The 23,724-nt window shown below is 47.9% G+C and carries 22 protein-coding genes; 12 read left to right on the top strand and 10 right to left on the bottom strand.

The window, feature by feature from the left end:
* Positions 1 to 2 precede the first annotated feature (2 nt).
* From rfbD to galE, 5 genes are all read left to right on the top strand, one after another.
* A complete protein-coding gene (gene rfbD, locus D0Y50_RS04190; protein WP_117315657.1) occupies positions 3 to 866 on the top strand; it encodes a dTDP-4-dehydrorhamnose reductase in 864 nt (287 codons plus the stop codon).
* A 1-nt stretch (position 867) separates the two neighbouring features.
* Complete coding sequence (gene rfbB, locus D0Y50_RS04185; RefSeq protein WP_108567953.1) at positions 868 to 1,956, top strand: dTDP-glucose 4,6-dehydratase; 1,089 nt, start codon at positions 868 to 870, stop codon at positions 1,954 to 1,956.
* Between the two features lie 246 nt (positions 1,957 to 2,202).
* Positions 2,203 to 3,717 carry a peptide MFS transporter gene (locus D0Y50_RS04180; protein WP_108567954.1) on the top strand — a complete coding sequence of 505 codons (1,515 nt, stop codon included), beginning with the start codon at positions 2,203 to 2,205 and terminating at the stop codon, positions 3,715 to 3,717.
* Positions 3,718 to 3,804: 87 nt separating this feature from the next.
* Positions 3,805 to 4,107, top strand: a complete 303-nt coding sequence (locus D0Y50_RS04175; RefSeq protein WP_108567955.1) for a DUF6170 family protein — start codon at positions 3,805 to 3,807, stop codon at positions 4,105 to 4,107.
* Positions 4,108 to 4,109: 2 nt separating this feature from the next.
* Positions 4,110 to 5,129 carry a UDP-glucose 4-epimerase GalE gene (gene galE / locus D0Y50_RS04170; protein WP_117315655.1) on the top strand — a complete coding sequence of 340 codons (1,020 nt, stop codon included), beginning with the start codon at positions 4,110 to 4,112 and terminating at the stop codon, positions 5,127 to 5,129.
* Positions 5,130 to 5,288: 159 nt separating this feature from the next.
* Here the strand turns inward: galE and D0Y50_RS04165 are convergent, their stop codons facing one another.
* Genes D0Y50_RS04165 through ccmA form a run of 10 tightly spaced genes read right to left on the bottom strand, consistent with a single transcriptional unit; the run spans position 5,289 to position 13,114 of the window.
* A complete protein-coding gene (locus tag D0Y50_RS04165; RefSeq protein WP_108567975.1) occupies positions 5,289 to 6,074 on the bottom strand; it encodes an MlaA family lipoprotein in 786 nt (261 codons plus the stop codon).
* A 17-nt stretch (positions 6,075 to 6,091) separates the two neighbouring features.
* Positions 6,092 to 7,372, bottom strand: coding sequence for a c-type cytochrome biogenesis protein CcmI (ccmI, locus tag D0Y50_RS04160; protein ID WP_117315653.1), 1,281 nt, complete (start codon positions 7,370 to 7,372; stop codon positions 6,092 to 6,094).
* Positions 7,369 to 7,827 carry a cytochrome c-type biogenesis protein gene (locus tag D0Y50_RS04155; protein ID WP_108567958.1) on the bottom strand — a complete coding sequence of 153 codons (459 nt, stop codon included), beginning with the start codon at positions 7,825 to 7,827 and terminating at the stop codon, positions 7,369 to 7,371. Before D0Y50_RS04155 ends, ccmI begins: the two co-directional genes overlap by 4 nt.
* A complete protein-coding gene (locus D0Y50_RS04150; protein ID WP_117315651.1) occupies positions 7,824 to 8,408 on the bottom strand; it encodes a redoxin family protein in 585 nt (194 codons plus the stop codon). The genes D0Y50_RS04155 and D0Y50_RS04150 overlap by 4 nt, the downstream gene beginning before the upstream one ends.
* On the bottom strand, positions 8,405 to 10,399 hold the full coding sequence (locus D0Y50_RS04145; RefSeq protein ID WP_108567960.1) for a heme lyase CcmF/NrfE family subunit: 1,995 nt from the start codon (positions 10,397 to 10,399) through the stop codon (positions 8,405 to 8,407). The genes D0Y50_RS04150 and D0Y50_RS04145 overlap by 4 nt, the downstream gene beginning before the upstream one ends.
* Positions 10,396 to 10,869: a cytochrome c maturation protein CcmE gene (gene ccmE, locus D0Y50_RS04140; protein WP_108567961.1), complete on the bottom strand. Its 474-nt coding sequence runs from the start codon at positions 10,867 to 10,869 to the stop codon at positions 10,396 to 10,398. Before ccmE ends, D0Y50_RS04145 begins: the two co-directional genes overlap by 4 nt.
* Positions 10,866 to 11,084 (bottom strand): heme exporter protein CcmD, encoded by a 219-nt coding sequence (gene ccmD / locus D0Y50_RS04135; protein WP_108567962.1) that lies wholly within the window; start codon positions 11,082 to 11,084, stop codon positions 10,866 to 10,868. The genes ccmE and ccmD overlap by 4 nt, the downstream gene beginning before the upstream one ends.
* Positions 11,074 to 11,829 (bottom strand): heme ABC transporter permease, encoded by a 756-nt coding sequence (locus tag D0Y50_RS04130; RefSeq protein ID WP_108567963.1) that lies wholly within the window; start codon positions 11,827 to 11,829, stop codon positions 11,074 to 11,076. The genes ccmD and D0Y50_RS04130 overlap by 11 nt, the downstream gene beginning before the upstream one ends.
* Complete coding sequence (gene ccmB, locus D0Y50_RS04125) at positions 11,829 to 12,497, bottom strand: heme exporter protein CcmB (protein WP_108567976.1); 669 nt, start codon at positions 12,495 to 12,497, stop codon at positions 11,829 to 11,831. Before ccmB ends, D0Y50_RS04130 begins: the two co-directional genes overlap by 1 nt.
* The gene (gene ccmA, locus D0Y50_RS04120; protein ID WP_108567964.1) at positions 12,494 to 13,114 is read right to left on the bottom strand and encodes a cytochrome c biogenesis heme-transporting ATPase CcmA; all 621 of its coding nucleotides are present in this window, start codon (positions 13,112 to 13,114) and stop codon (positions 12,494 to 12,496) included. Before ccmA ends, ccmB begins: the two co-directional genes overlap by 4 nt.
* 161 nt (positions 13,115 to 13,275) lie before the next feature.
* Here ccmA and D0Y50_RS04115 point away from each other — a divergent pair, with 161 nt between their 5' ends.
* The 7 genes from D0Y50_RS04115 (at position 13,276) to D0Y50_RS04085 (ending at position 23,472) form a co-directional block, all read left to right on the top strand.
* Complete coding sequence (locus D0Y50_RS04115) at positions 13,276 to 15,288, top strand: flagellar hook-length control protein FliK (RefSeq protein WP_108567965.1); 2,013 nt, start codon at positions 13,276 to 13,278, stop codon at positions 15,286 to 15,288.
* Positions 15,285 to 15,596, top strand: a complete 312-nt coding sequence (locus D0Y50_RS04110; protein ID WP_117315649.1) for an EscU/YscU/HrcU family type III secretion system export apparatus switch protein — start codon at positions 15,285 to 15,287, stop codon at positions 15,594 to 15,596. Before D0Y50_RS04115 ends, D0Y50_RS04110 begins: the two co-directional genes overlap by 4 nt.
* Before the next feature lie 455 nt (positions 15,597 to 16,051).
* Complete coding sequence (gmtY, locus tag D0Y50_RS04105) at positions 16,052 to 17,509, top strand: gamma-mobile-trio recombinase GmtY (RefSeq protein WP_108568213.1); 1,458 nt, start codon at positions 16,052 to 16,054, stop codon at positions 17,507 to 17,509.
* Positions 17,509 to 20,169 carry a gamma-mobile-trio integrase GmtZ gene (gmtZ, locus tag D0Y50_RS20080; RefSeq protein ID WP_170145444.1) on the top strand — a complete coding sequence of 887 codons (2,661 nt, stop codon included), beginning with the start codon at positions 17,509 to 17,511 and terminating at the stop codon, positions 20,167 to 20,169. Before gmtY ends, gmtZ begins: the two co-directional genes overlap by 1 nt.
* Complete coding sequence (gmtX, locus tag D0Y50_RS04095; RefSeq protein WP_108568214.1) at positions 20,169 to 20,846, top strand: gamma-mobile-trio protein GmtX; 678 nt, start codon at positions 20,169 to 20,171, stop codon at positions 20,844 to 20,846. The genes gmtZ and gmtX overlap by 1 nt, the downstream gene beginning before the upstream one ends.
* Positions 20,846 to 21,283, top strand: a complete 438-nt coding sequence (locus D0Y50_RS04090; protein WP_108568215.1) for a VPA1267 family protein — start codon at positions 20,846 to 20,848, stop codon at positions 21,281 to 21,283. Before gmtX ends, D0Y50_RS04090 begins: the two co-directional genes overlap by 1 nt.
* On the top strand, positions 21,280 to 23,472 hold the full coding sequence (locus tag D0Y50_RS04085; RefSeq protein WP_117315645.1) for an AAA family ATPase: 2,193 nt from the start codon (positions 21,280 to 21,282) through the stop codon (positions 23,470 to 23,472). Before D0Y50_RS04090 ends, D0Y50_RS04085 begins: the two co-directional genes overlap by 4 nt.
* Positions 23,473 to 23,724 lie beyond the last annotated feature (252 nt).

The following is a 23,724-nucleotide window of genomic DNA, read 5'->3' as shown; positions in this document are numbered from 1 at the left end:
GTATGATCATTGTTATAGGAAAAAGCGGTCAACTGGCGCAGGAACTGGCGGCCCTTGATCGCGAAGATATACGCTGTTTGGGCCGCAACGATATTGATATTACGGATTCGCAAGATGTCGCAAATAAGCTGGCTGCTTGCCAGCCTACAGCCGTCATTAATGCAGCGGCGTACACGGCAGTGGATAAGGCGCAAAGCGATGAAGTGGCGGCCTATAAATTAAACCACGAAGCAGTGGCGGTGCTCGGCGAGTACTGTGCTGCCCACAACCTGCATTTGGTGCATGTGTCTACCGACTATGTATTTAACGGCCAATACCATCGCCCTATCACGCCGGCCACGCCTCGCACCCCGCTGGGGGTGTATGGTGCCAGCAAAGCTGCCGGTGAAGCCGCGCTAGAAGCAATCCCTAAGCTTAGTTTCACAATTATCCGTACGGCTTGGGTCTACTCCCGGTTTGGCCATAACTTTGTTTATACCATGCTCAAACTGATGGCCCAAAAGCCAGCGTTGGGGATCGTAGCAGACCAGATTGGTACCCCTACCTGTGCTGCGGGTTTGGCACAGGCGGCCGTCCATGCCGCGCAGCATCGCATCAGTGGGATTCACCACTGGACGGATACCGGGGTGGCCAGTTGGTTTGATTTTGCGGTGGCGATACAACGTATAGCGCAGCACAAAGGACTTCTGGAAAAGGCCATTCCTATTGCGCCAATCACCACCGAAGACTTCCCTACGCCTGCCCGACGGCCAGCATACAGTGTGTTGTGTAAAGCCTCATTAGCTACGGCGTTTGCTGATATCCCCCAGCTTCATTGGGAAACCCGACTAACCGCTATGCTTAGCGATATTACTATAGAGAATTAACATGGCTAAATCATTACTCGTTACCGGTGGCGCAGGCTTTATCGGGGCGAATTTCGTACACTTTTGGTTAGCGCAGCATAGCGAAGATACTGTTGTGGTTCTTGATGCGCTAACGTATGCAGGCAACAAGGAAAATCTGGCTGGGTTGGAAAGCCGGGCTAATTTTCATTTTGTTCAAGGCGATATTTGCGATACCGATTTGGTCGTAGATTTGTTACGTCATCATCATATTGATACGTTGGTCCATTTTGCCGCAGAGTCCCATGTGGATCGCTCAATCACCGGCCCAGATGCATTCATTGAAACCAATATTCTGGGTACATATTCGTTATTGAAGGCCGCTAAAATGGTTTGGCTGGATGAGCCTCGCGCGCAGGAAAAGCCTGCGCTTACTCATCGTTTTCACCATGTCTCCACTGATGAAGTATATGGCACCTTAACCCCGGAAGACCCCGCTTTCACAGAGCTGACTGCCTATGCGCCGAATTCCCCCTATTCTGCCAGCAAAGCCGCTTCCGACCATTTGGTAAGAGCTTATCATCATACCTATGGGCTGGAAGTAACCACCAGTAACTGTTCTAATAATTACGGGCCATTCCATTTCCCGGAAAAGCTGATTCCACTAATTATTACCAATATTTTGCACGACCAACCGTTGCCGGTTTATGGGGATGGCCAGCAGATACGTGATTGGTTGTATGTAGAAGATCATGCCCGAGGTATTGAAAAAGTACTGCTACAAGGTGAAATTGGCGAGAACTACAATATTGGCGGCCATAATGAATGGGCGAATATAGATATTGTGAAACTGATTTGTCAGTTGATGAACGATAAATTCGCTCAGGAGCCGGAATTAGCCGCGCGCTTCCCCCTCGCCAAGCAAGCTATCGAAGGTAATTGTGAAGCGTTGATAAGTTTTGTGACTGATCGGCCCGGCCATGATCGTCGCTATGCTATTGATGCGACTAAATCTCAGGAAGTATTGGGCTATACTCCTTTTGAATCGTTTAATTCTGGTATCCGTAAAACGCTGAACTGGTATTTAGATAATCAACAATGGTGGTATCCGTTGTTAGAGAAAACCGCTTAACCGCCTTTTTTATATACAAGTAATCCAAATGCCCGGCCCGCAGCCGGGCTTTTTTATATGTAGAATGTCAGTCATCGCCTGCGCTACAGCAAGTGTAGCTTAAGGCTGTTAACCTTTTCTTTACTTGTGTATGCTGAATTCCTCTAGTATAACGACGTAACTTGTAGATATACCCAAGTCACGCTACAACGCAGTGCTGTCTACTTCCAAAACGATCTTACAAATAAAATAATACGGAATCTGATTGTGACGACAAAATCATCTAACGACACCCGTTTCTTCGGCCATCCAGGGGGGCTGCAGACACTCTTTTTCACCGAAATGTGGGAGCGAATGAGTTATTACGGCATGCGCGCCCTGCTTGTGCTCTTCATGACCGCGACGCTGCAAGAAGAAGGACTCGCCTTTACGGTAGCTTCGGCTACCGCCATTTATGGCCTGTATACCGGCGCGGTTTATTTCATGGGCCTGCCCGGCGGCTGGATAGCCGACCGCCTGATTGGTAGCCAGCGCGCTATCTGGTATGGCGGCCTGATCATAATGTCAGGACATATTGTGCTGGCTATTCCCAGCCACAATACTTTCTTTATTGGTCTTATCCTTGTAGTACTTGGCACAGGCTTACTCAAGCCGAATATCAGTGCGCTGGTAGGAGGCTTGTACTCTGACCATGATACCCGGCGAGACAGCGGCTATACCATTTATTATATGGGGATTAATTTAGGCTCATTAATTGGTTACGGTGTATGCGGATGGCTAGCGCCTAACATGGGCTATCACTGGGCTTTTGGTGCCGCCGCAGTGGGTATGGCTATCGGCCTGATTCAGTACAAATTAACGCTTAATCGCCTAAGTGATATCGGTGATGGCCCCACCGCAGAACTGACGCCGTCCATTCGTAAACGCGGCTGGACCGGCATTGTTTTGTTCTTACTGGTTTTGATTGGGGTTACCGCTGCAACCACTATGGGTGTACTGGTGATTAACCCGGTAGAGCTGGCAAAATACGTTGCGATTGCATTTACGATAATATTTTTACTGTATTTTGGTGGTATCTTTTTCCTGGGCAACTTAAACGATGCCGAGAAAAAACAAATGGGCGCCCTGTTTCTCATCTGTATCGCGTCAGCTTGTTTTTGGGCTGGCTTTGAACAGGCTGGTTCGTCGCTTAACCTGTTTGGCCGGGATTATACCGATCGTATCGTTGGCGCGTTTTCTATCCCGCCTGCGTGGTTTCAATCAGCTAACTCGATCTTCATTATTATCCTTTCACCGTTCTTCGCTGCACTGTGGGTAAACCTTGGCAAGCGTATGCTTGACCCTTCCTATGGCGCAAAGTGTGCTATTGGATTGGTCATTATGGCTACTGGTTTTATTGTGATGTTCTTTGCTGCTCAGCTAGCTGCTAGTGGTATGAAGGTCGCGCCATACTGGCTGGTGATGACGTACTTCCTGCATACCGTGGGCGAGTTATGTTTAAGCCCGGTGGCATTAAGTGCGGTCAGTAAGCTCTCTCCACGCCGTTTTGCAGGCCAGATGATGGGCGTTTTCGTATTAACCTACTCTATCGGTAATGTTATTGCTGGCTTACTGGCAGGTAATTTTAATCCTGAGCGGCTTGATACAATGCCTGACTTGTTTATGCAGATTAGTTTGTTCAGTATTGCAATAGGTATTGTGGTATTGCTGCTTTCATTAAAAACCCGTAAATGGGAAAAACTTGCTGACCGAGGCAAGGATAAAGCTGCGCAACACGCCTGATTCAGGTACATTAAGCGATAAGAAGCCGGTTTAATACCGGCTTCTTTGTATTAATTACTATCCGCGTTCTATTATATTCGAGAGGCTATGGCTTTTTATCTTACCACCCGACATATACCGGGCTTACAGCATCTGCCTCTGGCAGAGCGTATGGCTTATCTGGAACAAGCAGCCAAACGGCTGACGACGCCGGAAAAGACCCTACTCAATGTACTTAAATTACTGGTGATAGTGCCGGTCTTTGCGTTGATCTTACGCACCGTTACCGACTGGACATCGCTATTATGGGCATTGCTGGTGTTTTTATTGTATCCACTGGTGGTAAAACCATTGCAGTACTCGTTAAGCGCCAAATATATCAACGTGCCTGAGAACCCATCCAAGGAGTAATGATGAAAACGATTCTTGTCACCGGCGGTGCCGGCTATATTGGTAGTCATACCACGCTGCAGCTGCTAGAACGTGACGTACAGGTCATTGTGCTGGATAACCTGGTCAATGCCAGCGCCGAGTCACTGCGCAGGGTAGAAAGTCTAACCGGTAAGTCAGTGACGTTTATCCAGGGTGATATACGTGATTACCCGGTTCTGGATGATATTTTCAGCCAGCACAATATTGATGCAGTGATTCATTTTGCCGGCCTCAAAGCGGTAGGCGAATCAGTCGAGAAGCCCCTCGATTATTACGAAAACAATGTCTATGGAACGCTAACCCTGTGTAAGGCGATGAGCCAGCACAACGTTAAGAACCTGGTTTTCAGTTCATCAGCGACAGTCTACGGCGATCCCGTAGCCCTGCCACTGCACGAGAAAATGGCCACCGGGGAACCGACGAATCCGTATGGTATGTCGAAACTGATGGTTGAGCATGTGCTGACCGATTTGTACCAATCCGATAACCAGTGGAATATCGTCATACTGCGCTATTTCAATCCGGTTGGGGCGCACTCGTCTGGACAGATAGGCGAGGATCCGAATGGCATTCCCAACAATTTAATGCCTTATATCTCTCAAGTAGCGACTGGCAAGCTCGCCCAGCTAAGTGTGTTCGGTGACGACTACGATACCGTTGATGGCACCGGAGTACGTGATTATATTCATGTGGAAGATCTGGCAAATGGCCATTTAAAAGCGTTAGATCGTATCGCACTTAATATGGGGCTAGATAAATACAACCTGGGTACAGGCCAGGGTTACTCTGTACTGGAGATGGTCAAAGCATTCGAAAACGCCTCGGGCCAGACTATCAACTATAAGTTGGCCCCACGCCGCAGTGGGGATGTTGCGGCCTGTTATGCAGACCCTACATTAGCGGCCCAGGAGCTGAACTGGAATGCTGAAAAAGGGCTGGATGATATGTGTAAAGATATCTGGAACTGGCAGTCACAGAACCCTAATGGGTATGCAAAATAGTACATAGCGCACGGATGAAACTTTGTGTAGCCAATTCATACTCTATACGCCTTCAGCCGCGCAGGGGGTAAAGCTAAACCGCCCGGTTAGGCTCTGGCACTACGCCAGCATGAAAGAAGTTCGTCACATACGCCCGGCTCGATAGCCGGGCGTCATGGCCTACTGTTCAGTATCGCCTTCCAGTAACGCTTCAAAGTCAGAAAAATCTTCCTGTTGCTGCTCTTGATCAATAGCCTTTTCGCCCACTTCACCGTCCGTCACTCTAAACTCCAGATTCTGAAAATATGCGTTTTTAACAAAAGAGTACTGATCGAAAGATTGCTCTAACTGTTGTTCCTGGTCAATAAGCGACGCGCGTCCTTCTAACAGCGAGACCACAAAGGTTGCGATAGAAAAGTTAGTGTTTAATATCGACATGGGATAGTAATACCCATCGGCTACGCGACCAGTAAAACTTCTGGGGTCCGATGGACCCAAACCTGGCAACATTAAAAATGGCCCGGTGTCGACGCCCCATACCGCCAATACCTCACCAAAACTTTCACGCTGGCGCTCTACGCCTATTTTACTGGCGACATCAATCGTGCCTAACAGCCCAACCGTGGAATTTATTAAAAACCGTGCAAGGCTATCCATGCCGTGGTCAAAATCGCCTTGCAACATATTATTTAAAAAATTAGCTGGTTCTTCCAGGTTATTTGCCGCATTAAGCAACCCGGTACGGGCGAATTGAGGCATAACAGTGGTATAACCTACCGTAACCGGGCGCAGTATGTAGGCATCCAGAATTTCCCAGTTAAAATCCCAAATATCGCGGTTAACTGACTCGAACGGATCCCGGGGGTCAGATACATTAGCAGGATTGTTCTGCTCGGCTTGTTCCTGGGCAGTGTTGGAGGCGCAGCCAGACAATATGCCAGCTGTCATCAACAGGCCGAAAAACATGGCGCGTTTGGTATTCTTCACTTAAGTTCCTTATTGATCATAATAGATTGCTGAGAATGCCCCTGGCTCGTTAGATCCACCATACTTACCCCTTCAAAATCACCTATGGCTGGCATCACATCCTCATCAGCAGAAATTCGTGCAACTAACTTAGCTTTGCTAAGCTGGGCGAGAGTAAAAGCTGGCGTCATTGCATCGGCTTCGGTAAGCGTAACGGTGACCGGCAGCGCTGATAAAGGTTGTTTTACGACTGCTGCGGGCATCCGGTTTGATCCATCTTGTTGCTGCGCGAAAACAATTAAAAAGCCTGTCTCAGGTAGCTGTACCGGATCAATATCCGGCCCCAGCGAAACCGTAATGGTCAGACTTAGCGGGCTTTGCTCCTCAGTGACCTGGCCGCCCATTTCAGCAATCCGCGTTTGTAAGCTTTGCCGAATCTGGCTATCCCGCGGAAGCAAGGACTCAACCTGGGCATAATACCGCTCAGTGGTATCAAGATCACCTAATTGCGCCGCAGCCACTGCCATCATTAACGCATAATTATTATTACCCGGATAACGACTGAGCTGAGTCGATAACAACGACTTTGCATGTCTGACATTATCGGCTTGACTGCCAGCCATCAATGCCTGGATGTAACTGCTTACAATTTGCTCATTGGTGTTATCCAGATTATAGGCTTTACTCAGCGCTTCCCTGGCTTCATCTTCACGGCCGGCAGCCGCATAAATCCGGCCCAAAAACATCCAGCCCTGGGCATCGTCTGTCTGCCAGCGTAAACGTTGGCGGATAGCCAGAGTTAGCTGGTTCAGGTCTTGCTGGGTAAAGTCTTGGGCACTGCCTTCGGTCAGCTTTCGGGATAATCCTGGCAACGCGGCGACTGCCTGCTCGCTATAGGCCAGTTTACCTAAATGATTAGCTTTAATATAGGTAAGGCCTGCACACGCCACCGCCAGTATTGCCCCGGCCACTATCCAGCCTGTAGCAGATTGGGTGCTCTGTGCGGCACTGTCGCGATGTTCATCTACCAGCGCCAACTTAAGCTCGTCGCTGGCCTGACGGGCGTCTTGATCTGTAATCAGCCCCTGCCGAGCCTCTTCCTCTAGCTCTAGCAACCGTTGGCGAATGAGAGCAATATTCGAAGTAGTGCCTGAATAAGCAGTAGCTGACTCGTTTTGGAGTCTTGTTCGTTCCTCATAGCCAGAGCGTCGCTTACGCATTAACCAGGGCCAGCTGGCAAATAGCAATAGCAGGGTGATCAGCCCACTTACGGCCAAATGAAACCAGGAAGCGCTCATGGCTTATCCTGTTTAAGTAGCTTTTCAGCCTGGGCCAGCCGCTGCGCCATATCTTCCACCGGGGCAGGTTTACGCCGCCGGTATAACACCCAAAAGCCAGCACCGGCAAACAGTACCGGTAATAACCATAACCAAATAGTCGCTACAGTTAGCGGGGGTTCGTAGTAAACAAAGTCGCCATACCGGGCTTTCATATAAGCAATAACGTCTTCTGCAGACTGCCCATCCTGTAATAACTGATACACCTTGCGCCGCATATCACGGGCAATCATAGCGTCGGAATCAGCAATATTCTGGTTTTGGCACATGGGGCAACGGAGCTGACTGGTGAGCGTTTGAAACGTTTCCCGCTGCTGCGCATTGGCAAATTGATAGTTATCCTGGCCGGTAGCGCCAACACTGCTCTTACTTACGATTGCCAGTAACACCAGCCCTATCAACAAACCCAGTTTCATGGCGTATTCTCTTTGACCAATTGATGGTACATGGGCCCAACTTTAGTCGTCCAAACCCGCTCGTTTATATCGCCGATATGGTGCATTCTGATGACCCCGTGCTGGTCAATAACAAAATGTTCTGGCGCGCCGGTAACCCCTAAATCTAATGACATATCTCGATATACATCGTAAATATTAAAGGCATACGGATTACCATACTGGCTCAGCATAGTTTGCACCTCCTTACGTACCGCAGTAATGGTTTTCCCGCCGAAATCAGGATCAATATCCTGATCAAAGTACAAGCCAACAAATTTTACCCGCTCGTTATCTGCCAGATAGGTTAAATAAGGTAGTTCGACCGCACAAGTAACACACCACACCCCCCATACGTTGAGAATGGTAACCTCGCTTTGTAGGTCGGCGGGCGTGTACTGACGTTCCTCGTGCATCAGATCGGGCAAACTAAATTCCGGTAAAGGCTGATTAAGAATTTGCGAATCCCGTGCTCTGGGGTCAGCAGAGAGTCCCTGATACAAAAACACTATCACAGCGACAAATATTACCAACGGCAAGGCTACTAACCAGGTTCTTTTCATAAGTGCTCCGCGTGTGGTTGGCGCGGCGCTGCCCCTGACTTACCGCCTGAGGAAGCCGTCAGTCGGTAGCGACGATCGCTGATTGCCAGAATACCGGCTAACGCCATAATACCGCCCCCGCCCCAAATCCATATTACAAACGGTTTAATGTAAATACGTACAGCCCAGGCCCCCTCTCCTAATGGCTCGCCCAGCGCAATGAATAAGTCGCGGGTTAACCCTGAATCAATAGCAGCTTCGGTCATTGGCATTTTTTGCACCGTGTATATGCGTTTTTGGGGGTGCAAACGGGTAATTAATTGCGTATTGGCAAACACACTGAACTGACCGACATCAGCCAGATAATTTGGCCCGGTAAGCTGTCGATGGCTATCAAATACAAACCGATAATCGCCTACCGTGATGGAATCTCCGGGCGCCATTCGCACGTCTCTTTCCTGTTCATAGTTGCTTACCAGCGTAATACCAATAAGTGCGACGGCAAAGCCAACATGCCCTAATACCATCGCCCAGTGGCTACGGGTCAGTAGCCGCAACCGCTGTGTCACGCTTAATTGTTTATTCAGGCTGGTAACCCGTTGCATGACCTCCTGCACCGTACAGATAAGAATCCAGAATGCCAGTAGCATCCCCAGAACGGCCATGTAAGCCGGTTGAGAATAAGAGAAATTTACTAACAAAGCGGCTGCCAGGCTTAAACCAAATGCAATAACCATCTGCCGGATCATTGCTTTCGCCGGCTGACTTTTCCAGCGTGTCAGTGGCCCAAGGCCCAAAGTAAACACAAACGGTACAATAAGATAAACAAACATTTTGTTGAAAAACGGCGCCCCTATAGAGATTGAGCCAAGACCAATCTCTTTATGTACCAGCGGTAACAAGGTCCCCAGTAGGACCACAATAGTTGCCGCACAGAGAAACAGATTGTTGCCCATCAATAGTACTTCACGAGACCACATCTGGTAACGCGCTACGCTGGTCAAAGCGCTGGCACGTATAGCATAAAGCAATAGTGCGGCGCCGCTCAGCAGGACTAAAATACCTAAAATAAACAGGCCCCGGGTAGGGTCGCTGGCAAAGGAGTGCACCGATACAATCACCCCGGAGCGCACCAAAAATGTACCCAACAGACTTAACGAGAACGCCCCTATCGCCAGTAATACGGTCCAGGATTTAAATACTTTGCGCTTTTCTGTAACCGCTAGCGAATGCATCAGGGCGGTGCCCACTAACCAAGGCATAAAAGAAGCATTTTCAACCGGATCCCAAAACCACCAGCCTCCCCAGCCAAGCTCGTAATATGCCCACCAGCTTCCCAAACATATTCCCACGGTCAGGAACGACCATGCGGCGATGACCCATGGCCTTGACCAGCGTGCCCAGGTAGAATCCAACCGACCACTGATTAACGCAGCTATAGCAAACGCAAACGCCACGGCAAATCCAACATACCCCATGTACAGCATAGGCGGATGAATAATCATGCCAAAGTCCTGTAGTAACGGGTTCAGATCCCGGCCATCGACCGGGAAAAAGGGCAGTAAACTGTCAAACGGATTGGACGTCAGCAGCATAAACAGATAAAAGCCTATCGCCACAATACCCAGTACCGCTAACACTCTGGCGACCATCTCCTGCGGTATACTGCGGCTGAACATGGCAACCGCCAGCGTCCACACACTGAGCATCAACACCCATAACAGAAAAGAGCCTTCGTGGCCGCCCCATACGGCAGTGATTTTATAATGTAAGGGAAGCTTGCTATTGGAATGCGATGCCACATATGCCACCGAAAAATCATCCGTGGCAAAGGCGTAGCAAAGACACAGAAAGGCGATAGCGGTAAACAAAAACATTGATACGGCTAAGGGGCGGGCGGTGGCCATTAGCCGTGGGTGTTGGCGGGTAGCACCGGCCATCGGGTAAACAGCCAGTAATACAGCACTGACTAACGCTAAATGCAACGCAATGTTGCCTAACTCAGGGATCATAAGGGCGCGCCTGACGAGGCCGCCGGTTTAACATGTTTAATGCCCTTCATTTTTTCGGCTAACGCGGGAGGCATGTATTCTTCATCGTGTTTAGCCAGCACTTCTTGAGCCTCAATAGCGCTAGCACTGGTTAAAACGCCGGTGGCGACAATACCCTGACCCTCACGGAATAAATCCGGTAATATGCCGTTATACGACACCGTCACTGGCGGCCCCGTATCAATCAAATCGAAGGTAACTTCCAGCGTTTGCGGATTGCGGTATACGGAGCCAGGTACCACCATACCGCCAATACGTAGTCGCTGGCCAACCGCAGGTTTGGTGCCGGCTTTACCTTCAATAATTTCACTGGGCGTATAAAACAAATCAATATTATCGTTGAGTGCAAATAGCATTAAAGCCACCGCTGCACTAAGCAGCCCGCCGATAGCCGCAATGATCGTTAAACGCTGCTTTCTTCTTGGAGTCATACGGTATCCTTTCGCTGCGCGGCCTGCGTGCGCGCCACCTGAATGCGTTGTTGGCGATAAGCTTCCTGGCGGATCTCTTTATCAAGGATTTTACGCTCATACCAGCCGGCTATCACCAACAGCAACATTACACTAAACGACACCCCAAAAGACAGCCAGACATACAGACCATAGCCGCCCATGGCAATAAATTCGGCGAAGGAATCAAAGTTCATTTTTCGCCTCGTTGGAATGTACCAGTTGTTGTACCCAGGGCCGGCGCTGCTCGCGGCGGATGATTTCATTTTTAAGGCGCACACAAGAGATCGTAAAAATAAACGCCGCCATGCCCACGATATTAATTAGCAATGGCCAGAGCATTTGTGTCGCAATGGCCGGTTTATCAAGACGGGTAATTGTGGCCCCCTGATGTAAGGTGTTCCACCACTGCACGGAAAAATGTATCACCGGAACATTTACCACCCCCACCAGCGCCATTACCCCCGCCGCCTTGCCCGCCTGTTGTTTATCATCAAATGCACAGTACAGCGCAATCACGCCACAATATAAAAACAGTAAAATCAATTCAGAGGTTAACCGCGCATCCCAAACCCACCAAGCCCCCCACATAGGTTTACCCCAGGCGGCGCCGGTAAATAAGGCTATAAATGTGACAGCCGCCCCCACCGGGGCGATAGCTATCATAGCCATAAATGCCGTACGCCATTGCCATACCAGGCCTACCAAGGCGGCCACGGCCATAGCTATATAGGTACTCATGCTTAGCATCGCCGCGGGTACATGAATGTAGATAATGCGAAATGCATCGCCCTGCTGATAGTCTGAGGGTGCAAATAACAAGCCCCATACGGTGCCGGTAACCAGACACCCCATACTAATAGCAGCAAACCAAGGTATAAGCCGATTACACAACGAATAAGCAGCTTCGGTTTTAGCGTATTGGTGTAACCACATAAACATCAGTGTTGACTCACTTTCAATGCATAGACGGTCGCCAACGGGGCCAGTGCCAACGCAACCAGAAACATCGCGCCTATGACAGCCAGTTGTGGCGTGTAAGACAAACCCATTGCTGCTGACTCTACCGCAGAGGTGGCAAAAATCAATAACGGAATCAAAACCGGTAGCATCAACAAGGACGGTAGCAGGCCACCCTTGGGCACCCCGACGGTCAGCCCCATGGCTATGGCTGCCATCAATGATAACAGCGGGGTACCCAATAACAGGGACAAAAACAGCGCCACCGCCATCGTTAGGGTTTGATTGAGTAAGATGGAAAATAGCGGTGTGAGCAACAGCACGGGTATAAAGCAAACTAGCCAGTGCGCGGTAATTTTAGCCAGTACCAGTTGGTAAAGTGGGTGGCCGCTTAACATCATCTGTTCCAGCGAGCCATCGTTGAAATCCTCTTTAAACAGCCGGTCCATACCCAATAAGGAGGCCAGGATAGCCGCTACCCATATAACGCCCGGGCCAATACGCTGCAGTATGTCGGGCCCGGGGCCCACCGCAATAGGAAATAACGTTATTACAATCAGCAAAAATAAAAGAGGCTGGGCCAACTCGGCTTTTTGTCTGAATGCTAAGGCGAGGTCCCGTTTAAACACGCCATAAAAAAGCGTTGTCACCACCGATACTCCAAATCCAAGGACTGAACTTTGCCTACGGCCGAGGTCATAACATGATGCGAGGTCAACATAACCGCCCCACCCTGTGTAACAAAATTATTTAAGGCGTTTTCCAGCATACCTATAGTGCGGATATCCAAGGCTGTAAAGGGCTCATCAAGCAGCCAAACCATAGCAGGCTTTAACCATAATCGAGCCAATGCAACTTTGCGTTGTTGCCCAGCCGATAAGGCTTTTACAGGCAAGGTTTCCAGGCCGGTCAATTCCAATGCAGCCAAACGGTCATACAGTTGTGCCGAACTGATTTTTACGCCATGCTGAGCGCACCAGTAGTATAGATTTTCTATCGCATTCAGGGTCAGGTTTAAGCCATTTTTATGGCCAAGGTAAACCAGTTGTGTGAAATAGTCCGAACCTAGAGATTGATTCTGCCAGCTAATGTGACCTGAATCAGCAGCACTCAGGCCAGCTAAAATACGCAGTAAACTGGTTTTGCCTGCCCCATTTGGCCCGCGCAGGTGAACCAGTTGTCCTGCGCTAAGTGTTACAGACAGATTATCAAATAATACTCTGTCCTGTTTGATGCAAGACAGCTCACTGGCAACTAATTGGGACAAGAAAGCGCTTCCGTTCTGGTAACTTAGCGATAATTTAACGTCAGTCTACCATAATATTAACCCAGCGTGACTATCTGGGAAATCCGGGTATAAGGAATTTATTGGTTAATGTTTTGTCATCAATTGCTCAAGCATTCAGAAGTTGTGGTCGATAACCGGACATGAATACTCCGCCAATTACGCCTTCTGCTGGCCAGCTTCATCTTGCTACAGTCCCGGTCACTGAGAGCAATAGCACTCTATTGGCTACTTTACCGGTCAGCGCGCAGCCTGCGAATGCCAGAATAACTGCTACTGGCGCCGAACAGCTGGCAGTGACCATTGCCGGGGTAAAACACCAATTATCTGTACCACTGGCCTCTTTAAGCCTCCCGGAAAATGGCAATGAGACTAAGACGAGTATAGCCACCCTCACCGCCAATGCCGTGCGGGGGCTCACCGTAGATAACAGCCTGATAACCCGTTTAAATGACAATCAGGCGCTGGTTTCTACGGTAAAGGCGCACAGCTTTTCGGTTATCTTAGATGCTATTGATAAAAATAACTTTTTAACCAAAATGAGCCACGCTGCAGGAGCGTCGTCCAAGCCGCTTCTTAGCTTGCCAGTGACGGTGCAGGTACATTCTGCGACTTCTTTAACCGTAACAGCACAAACCCTCGCTCGCCCGGCGACCTTAAGCCTGGCCCAGCCGACTGCCATAGATAACGGCACCGCCACCCTTCAATGGAACAGTAAAGCGCAGACGCTTGAGGTATTCCAGCCAACGCTAACAACACCCGCTACAGTAAAGCAGGTTGCCCCTAACGATACGATGCTCAATAAGGCCTTGGTTGCCCACACCCTTAAAACAAGCGCAATGCATTTCGAGCGGCCCACTGCCCGCTTCAGCGAGCAGCTTACACAGCAGCTTCACGGCCTGAGCGCGGCAATTGCCAAAGGGCCGCTGAGCCTCTCCTTAATGAATAACACGGTTTCTGTTAGCTACCCGAGTTGGCAACCAAGCGCTTTATTACGCACCCCAGAGGGAAGTTTCGCCGCCCTGCCCACCACCTCAATTTCCAAGCAGCTCGAACAACAACTGCCCACATTGCATGCACAACAGGGTCAAACCGCTACCGCTGGTACGGCTACGGCTGATGCGCTAGCTACTGAGCCCCGCCTGCAAGGGCTGCACCTGACCCGAGAGCAGGCTAATACGCTGCAACAGCAAATTCCTCTATTAGCAAGACGGCTTCTGGCTGATACCGGCTCTACCAATCAGGCGTTAAATCAGCTTTTTAACCTATTGAAGGGGCCAGCCAACAGCAGCGACATTCAAACCAGGCAGCTTTTCAGCCAATATGAACAACTGCTAAAAACGTCGCCCGACACGACTGCAGCAATGGATAGCAAGGGCCAGCCTTCGCCGTCTTCTGTGCAGTCGCAACCCTCAATAAACCAGTTACAGGCGCTATTTAGCGCTACCAGCCTGCCCGTTACACCAGCCAGCCTTAGCGCATCGTCCACGCCCACTAATTTTGTTACTGCGTTAGTTAGCTTGTTGCAATTAACCCTTACCGGTAAGGCTGCTAGCCAGGCTGCGGTGGTCAGAACTGAAACCGCCCAGGCAATGGCTGCCAGTACTACTGGCGGAGCCGGTTCGACCAACCCCGCCTTTAGCGCTGCAGCGATGAGAGCCGGTCAGGAATTAGCCAGTGTCGATCGCCAGGGCGGGCTTTCTGAGGCAATAAAAACACTACTGGCCAACCATCAGGTAACTAAATTAACCAATGCCGAAGCGCGTTTACAGGGGCAGGAACAGTTTTATTTTATCTTACCCTTCGCTTCACATAACAAAACGGCGCCAGAGGTATTAATAAAACGCGAAGACGATCCCACCCAGGACGAGGCCGACAACGCGGGTAAAACGCGAAACTGGCAGCTCACCATGAAACTGGATATCGCGGAGCGCGGCCAATTGCTGGCCAAATCAACCATTCACCATGACACCGTGACCATAAATTTATATACCTCCACAGACGTGCTTTTGTGCACGGTTGCAGATACCTTACCCTTTCTAATCAAGCGGTTGGAAACCCTTGGCCTGCATGTTGATAAAAGCAGTGTGCAACGGGGCAAAATTCCCGAGCACTTAGCCAAACGGCCTTACCAGCTTTTTGAGACCCGCGTATGAAAAAACCAGTGAAAAAAGCCATAGGGCTGAAATATGCCAGTCAGAATAAAGCCGATGCGCCCAAGGTAGTGGCAAAAGGTCATGGCGATCTTGCGCAGGAGATTATCGAGCTGGCGAAGGCATCTGGCATACTGGTGCATGAAGACCCGTACCTTAGCGATATTTTAAACACGCTGGACTTGGGCCAGGAAATACCTGAGTCATTGTATTATGTTATTGCTGAGCTCATTGCATACTCTTATGTTTTACAGGGTAAAAAGCCAGCCGGCTGGGATGTTTTTGGCGATAATCTCGATACCCTGATATAGCTTGTCGCCGGGCAAAACAAAGTCCCACTGCACAACAATTACCCGAACGGGTTACTGGCCTCAACAGGTTATTTGTTTGGTATAGTTAAGGGTATCTGTTTTGTACCTCCCAGGATGGAATGTCGCCTCCCCCCGAGCCGTGTGTATTCATTATTTTAGTAACGCAGGAGCGTTTTGCATCAGCAGGTAGCGCTCAGCTCTTGCTGCTTTAGCCTGTAAGCAATATATCGGCAGAGTTTTTCCAAAGATCAGGCTATATCATTATTGCCCTGCCATCGGTGTAAGTTAGGTTATTTTTTTTCGTTACCTACAAAAATGCCCGCACTTGGTTATATAGAGTAACTAAAAAGGTGTATATTGTGTATTAAGGCAGATTTTTCTGCCTTTTTATTTGATAAATTATCAAATAGATATAAAGTATATTATGTGTATAATATGTATAGTGGAGTTTCAGATTGTCATCTGTAAAAGTAAAAGCAACTATCGTAGAAGATAATACGGGCATCAAAAGTCAGCTTCCTATCTTGATCACCGAGCAAGGTGAAGTTGGCTCTGTTACCGATTACTTGCTCAAGGTGGAAGCGGAAGGTTTGAGTAATTCCGTTATGAATGGGTTTATACAAGCCACTTCTTTACTTTTGGATTACATGGAGGCAAATAAGGGATTGTTTGCAGATCCTAATATACTATTTCAGACGTTTGCTAAACGCTTGTATACAGGCACAATCGGGGAAGATGGCTTAGATCCTTCAGGACTGTACTGGGTCCCAAGCTCAACTGATACCGTCAATAAGCATATCCATCGATTAACGGTATTCACTGATTGGCTTGCTGACAAGCACGGTACAGAGCCAATAAACCCACTGCGCGACGCTACACCCCATGAACAGCGTTTGAATTACGCTGCTTGGTATCGAAAAAATCAAAATGACTTCCTCGGCCATATCGAAGACAAAACAGTTAATAAGACGATCCGAAAGGCTCGGACGATTAAAGGGCGCACCCCCTTAACTAAAACAGAAGATGATGCCATCGCCTTTCCTGATAAGCATTGGGAGGCTTTCTTCAAGGAAGGTGTCGGCGGTGCAAAAGATCCGCGTGTGGCACTCAGAGATAAGTTGATCCTACTGCTCATGCACGGTGGTGGATTGCGTGAGAGTGAGGCGCTGACTTTATGGGTGACAGACGTTCTTGAAGATCCTTATGACCCCGAAAAAGCGGTGGTTCGAATTTACAACGAAGTTGACGGAAAAGCACCTTATGGTTGGCGTAGCCGCTCAGGGGTTAGAACCAGAGAAGCTTATCTAAAAGAAGAATATGCTCGCATTCCTCGTATCCGCATGAAAGACACAGCGCACATTGGATGGAAAAGTCGCGTGGTAGACCACCGCGATAACTATATACAGGTTCAGTGGTTTCCAACCGATTATGGCAAAGTGTTTATGTCATTATGGAAGAACTACCAAAAGTATCGAGCCAGCATAGAATGCCATCACCCGTATGCATTCATTGCATTTCATCACAGCTCTTTGGGCAACCCTTATACAATTTCTGCTTTTCACCACATTTATGAACATGGATTAAAACGCATAGGCTTAGAACCCAATAAAGCGGAAGGTTTAGACCCACACGGGCATCGCCACAGCTATGGCAGAAGATTAGAGCGTTCGGGGCTTAACGCGTTGGTGATACGTCGCTGTATGCACCACAAGTCACTTGAATCTCAAATTCCCTACACAGGCAAAGGGCAACAAGAAATCTCTGATGAACTGACCCAAGCGACACTGCAACTGGCAAATCCAGAATCTAAAGTCAAAACACTCGATTGGAAAGAACTTGTTGAGCATGGTTTTGATGACATCGACCCGCAAGGTTATTTCACAGGTTCACATCCCAAATTGAGAGGTAAGTGATGGCAAAGAAAAAAACACAAGATAAACGCACAACGGATTTTACGTTCTCATGGATGCTTACCACGCTTGGCCCCGAATGGCATCAGTGGCAAGAATTAGCAGCAGAATGGATGACAGACCAACATACAGGGATTTCGCATAAACGCGATGCACTAACACGTTTCTTTGAGTCTTATATTGCTGAATGTGCGCCTTATGCCATACGCAATATTGAATTGTTTTTTAAGGGGTTCAATGGGCACCTTAGCTCTAGTGAAGAGTTGGAAAAAACATTGAGAGAAACCATCAATTATCCTGCTGCGGTTTCAATGGGTGTGAACTACCCTTGCGAATTCATCGACTTTGTTATCGAAAAACACGCCTCAGTCGAGGACGATAACGGCAACTTGATGCCAGCATTCGTAAACCCGCTCAATAAAATCAAGCGGCAATCTGTTGCGACAGAAACCGTGCGTAACCCCTTGCCATATCGCTATATTCAAGACTTACGCCAAATAATATGCCCGTTACCTGATAGAACCGAACTCACCATCATTGAGCAAAGCTTCAAGGTCGGTGAAACGTTATTGTCTCCCTATCACTATCGCCACTTCAAACACTGGACATGGGCGCAACAGCAGAGTGGGCAAGGACAAACCAAAAGTGGTGATTGGTTTGAAGTAGAGCCTGAACTGATTGATAAATCCGACCCTGACTGTGTGTGGCGCACCAAAAAAGTGACTCGCAAAGGTAAAACAGTCACCCTTCACCAAATCTGGTCGCCCGTTAAAGCGATGACGATATTCATGAAACTGCACCTACCGCTGCGTACCTATCAGGTGCGTATGCTAGACAGCGGCGAAGCGGATACATGGCGCTATGAAAGCGGTCAGTGGGCGGTAAACGCCCAGCATGATTTTGCACTTGGCAGCGAAAAACGCCCGTTCGGAAAAGGCATCTTCCGCCGAATTCACGACACCATGACAGGCCAATATTCGACGGGGCTTTATATCAACACCAACAAAACCGCCGACCAAAACAAAAACGAACTAGAGCGGGGCTACATCATTCCTTGGCAAAACGATGAAGTGCTGTATTGGCTGGAAAAACTGCGCAATTGGCAAGAAAAGTATAATCCAATTGCGAAACCCGCAGACTGCAAGACATTACTGACAAAGCACACTGGTAATAATAAATCGGAGAAGCAACTAGAAAGCATGGGGGAGATTGCTTTTCTGTTTCGTGACGCATCAGCAAGCGGGGAAGATAAATGTAAGCCAATATTGTTTAGTCGATTACAATCTTTCTGGTATCAACTCCTGTTAACGCTTGAAAACCAACTCGCAGAGCAAGGCAGCACACTGGATAACGGCGAGCGTTTGAAACTGGTCGTGGATTATCCAGAATGTAAGCCCGCAGGAACAAGGGTTGCTACACACTTTCCGCTGCATAGTCTGCGAGTTTCACTCATCACAGCCTATACAATGGATACACAATTGCCACTACCTGTGATTTCAAAGCTATTAGCAGGGCATACACGCCTGTTAATGACCATCTATTACAACAAAATTACCCCATCGGCGATGGCAAAAAAGATGAACGAAGCGGAGGCACAACTAGAAGATAAATCCAGGCAATCGGTACGCAATTTTCTAAAAGACGCATCTATGGAGCAAATCCAATGCAAGATGGTCTATCACAAAGAAGAGAGCGTTCAAGCCGCATTAGTCAACCGCAACCCGATTGGTTGGGAAGAGCGTGCTACAGGGCTTTGTTTGGTGGGGGGCAATACTGTGAAATCAGATGAAATCGGCACCCTTGGAGGCTGTTGGAACGGCGGTGAGTTGATTAAGGATGCACAAGCCGCACAAAACCGTATTTATGGCTCCGTACCGCACGGCCCTGAAAACTGTATTCGTTGTCGCTGGTATATTACCGAGGCACGCTACTTACCTGCACTCAATGCCCACTTCAATCAACTCAGCTACAAAGCGCATCAAGCCGCTAACCTGTCTCTTGAAGTTGAAGTTGAGCTAGAAGCGCTGAAGGACGAGCAATTCTTTTGCGAAGAGCAAGGCACCCCCTTTACCAAGTACAGTGAGCTACAAGCCTTACACCGCCGTTATGAGAAGCAGCAAGTTGAAGCAGACGAATACACAAAGGATTGGATTGCTTGTTTTGAACTCATTAAAAAAATCATTCATGTTGAAGAAGCGCGTAAAGATGGTGATACCAAGGATAAGCTGATTGCCGTGGGTGCGGAGCAAGATGTCAGCTACGCCTTAAAGTTCGTGGAAACCGAATCAGAGCTATTGCACCTGTCGTTATTGTGTGACGATGCTGAATTCTACCCTGACCTACAGGACGAACTTCGTAAGACACCTGCCATTCAAAAGCGCTCCATGCAACTCAGCCGCGTGCTAATGAAAAAAGGCTTTGAACCCATCTTCTTGGAAATGGACGAAAAGCAGCAACTCATTGCTGCCAATGCCATGCTACGCCAAATGGCAAAAATCGCTGACCCTGATGATAAATTAGAAGGCTACCGCAAAGTCGCCAACTACATTGAAGCGGGTGAATACCTTGAAGAAAATAAACTATTTAATGCAGGTATGAGTGCGCTAACCGATAAAGCGCTGTACCTAGAAAACCATTCTCAACCAACGCTATTGGAGGGCTAATGGACATTAATATCGATGTGATCTTGGCTGACCTAAAAGACGGCAAAGTGCCAAGAACCCAAAAGAACCTAGATAAGCTTAACGATATCCTGAAAGCCTATGCAGAATCAGATCAGCGTGATTTCTCCATTACCCAAATGGGACGAGTATCGGCGGCAGAAGGCGGCCCAGGTTACGAGGCATTACGCGCAACGAAAAATGAACACTACCGCAAACTCATTGAGGCGTGGGCAGCGAAGAGTAAAACAACCACCAAAAAGCCGTTATTGGCAACATCACGAGCTAGGTCTATTCCACAAGACAATAAGCTTTTAGAGCGTATTCCAGATCCTGCGGTGCGAGCTTTGTTTGGTCAAATCATTGCTGAGCGTAACCGCTACCGCAAAGAGGTCAATCTGCTTAAACAGCACGCGAATATCACCATCGATAAACGTCCTGTTCGTCAGTTTGATACAAGTGCAGAGCCGAGCGTTGAAGTATTGCCTCCGTTATCGGGTATCCTGACAGAATCCGAAAAGAAAGCCTTAGCCTACGCCATCTCGGATGAATGTATGGAAAGTCATAACTGGCAAACCACACAAGCAGGCCAAGTAAAAGACGTGGAGTACAACACAGAAATCTTCCCTAGAGGCTTTGCGACAGGTCTACGCAAGTTGTTAGGCGAGGTAGATGAATAATGGCAAATGGGCAGCAAAAAGCACAACAAAACCTTGAAGCATTTGAGGTATGGCAAGCCACTCAAACTGATGATGACTTTAAACAAATCGCCTTTAAAGGCAAACTCAATCGCATCGAAGTGGCAAAAGGTGTGGGTTGCGGCAAGTCTGCCCTTAACCAGAATCCTGCACTTAGAAATGCGCTCAAGGCGCTAGAAGATAGCTTGCGTGAAAAAGGGGTGTTGCCGCTACTAAGTGAGTCAGCGCAGAATAATGCTGACAAGCCAAAACAATACGACAACACAGCAAATCGCAAGCTTCTCGACTCTAAACGAGTATCTACCTTAGAAGCTGAAAATATTGAGCTTAAAGCCAAAGTTAAGGAGTTGGAGAGTAAGTTAGAGCGATTTGGGGAATTGTCTGAGACCCTATCTGAAATGGGGTTCATGCCACGATGAATGCTCAAGCTCCAATTGTGCAACAAGCTGTTGCCCAATTACATCAAGACCAAATGCGCGTTACCAGCATCCCTTACACCTCAACCAATATGGTGATATTCAGTGGTGTGCCACTGGCAAAAAACTCATACAAAACCAACAGCGGTAAGTATTACGTCACCATTAAAGCTGACCCCGATACCATCCCTGCACAACCAGCTCTGGGGCAGCATTGGTCAGTTAAAGGCACTCGTTTAGTAGAGGAAATGGAAACGGGTGATTTCGTGATGCAACAACATACCTACGAATCTCCTGAGCATATCGAATGCAGCCTTCCAGAGACGGGCGAGCAATTGATTCGCTTTATCGCCAGAGAGGTTGACTTCAAAGGTATCGGCGAAAGTAAAGCCAGGGCGCTCTGGGAGCTACTTGGTAAGGATTTTCACTCGATAGTTAGAAAAGATACTCCTGAATCAAGAGAGTGGCTTAGAAGCGTCCTGAGTGAAGGTTCTATAAACGCGCTATTTGAAGGTTACGTCAAATATAAAAATCTGGCCTACTGTAACTGGATGACCGAGCACAAGATACCAGCAAGTGTTCAGCAACGTTTATTAAAGCATCATGGAGAAGAATCCATTGAGGCCATAAAACAAAACCCCTACGTCCTAATTGGCTTTGGTATGTCATTTAAGGATGTCGATAAACTGGTCGAATTCGACCAGTTTAAGATCACAAAAAGTGATCATCGCAGATTAAGCTCGGCACTTGAAACTTCTATTCGAAAAGAAATCGAAAAAGGTCACACTTATACAACACAGGCAAGTTTGCGACCCTATTTAACTAAACTGTTAAACGATAAGGAGCTTGTGATCCAAGCGTTCAAAGCAGGTCACGATAGAGCGCAATACATCCTTAATCCTGTCACTGGCACCTATCATCCAACGGCACAGTTGCTCATGGAAAATGTCGTTGCAAAACGACTTAAAGTATTAGCTAATCAAGACAATCTTTTTGACGAATATGCAAATTCTGCATATTGCTTTGCGGTTGATGAATTGCCATACAAGCTAACCAAGAAACAGATTGAAGCAGTAACAACATGTTTAGATAATGCAGTGAGTTGCATCACTGGCGGGGCTGGAACAGGCAAAACAACGGTACTTAGAACAGCTCTTCGTGCTTATCAACAAATGGGATTTGAAATACATGCAGTGGCGTTGAGTGGTAGAGCCGCTATGCGCTTGCACGAATCGATCGGATTATTCACCTCAACTATTGCTAAGTTGTTGCGTGAAGATCCTATCGAGCCAAGTTCAGAACAACCAAAGCACCTTTTAGTAATTGATGAAGCCAGTATGATCGACTTACCAACTATGTATCGCTTGGTCAACCATATTCATCCATCGGTTCGCATTATCTTTACTGGCGATCCAGACCAGTTACCACCGATAGGTTGCGGCAAGGTGCTTGCTGATATCGTTCTGTCAAAAGCTATTGCCAACACCATGCTAGATATCGTTAAACGTCAGGACGGCTCAACGGGAATTCCCGAATACTCTAAGCTCATTAATCAAGGCATCGTGCCTGAAAAGCTAAGTACGGGCGCTATTCATTTCCACGAAACGACAAAGAACAATATTGCTCAAGTCTGTTGCGACTTGTATCAGCAATCACCTGAAAACAGTCGTGTTATGGCACCGACCAAAGCGCTCGTTGCTGACATTAATAAACTAACACAAGAAGCCGTCAACCTTAATCGAAATAGACTTGAGTTCGAAATGCACGGTGAGAGATTCTTTCAAAACCTCAGATTGAATGATGCGATTCTATTTACGCAAAACCACTACGACAAAGGCATTCAAAATGGCTCCCTTGGTGTACTAACCAGCGTTGAATCATCAAGTGAAAATTATGGTGAAGTAACGTTAGATACGGGTGATAAGGTTGAGATCACACAGTCTGTTCTCGATTGCATGGAGCTAGGTTATGCAATCACTCTTCACAAAGCACAAGGGTCTCAATTCCCGAGGATTATCATTGCTCTGCGAAGCGGCAAGATCGTAGACAGAGCGTGGCTCTACACCGCAATCACCAGAGCCGAAGCGGAAATCCACATTGTTGGCTCTCGACAAGACTTCGAACTTGCAGTGATAAGCGAGAGTAATTCGAACAAGCGACATAGTTTTTTATCTGAAATGCTGAGGTCTTAACGATAGTGGAAGAAGGTAGCAAGAAATCATGCAGTATATGTGGTGTTGAATCCCAGGAATGTCTGCTCGCTGGCAGAATTGGTGAACAAGAAATACGTTTTATACTGTGTAACCTTTGCTTTCAGGCAGCGTATCAGAGTCTGATGGAAAAGAAGAGAGTCGACAAAATGTTTGATAAGGGGGAATGATGAATGAAGCATTCATTGTAGTTGTCTCTATTGCGGCACAACTGATTACTTATTTGTAGCGACT

The organism is Salinimonas sediminis (assembly GCF_003429285.1).
Taxonomy (GTDB): domain Bacteria; phylum Pseudomonadota; class Gammaproteobacteria; order Enterobacterales; family Alteromonadaceae; genus Alteromonas; species Alteromonas indica.
Note: the sequence above shows the minus strand (reverse complement) of the source record. Positions and strands in the feature narration are given on the sequence as shown.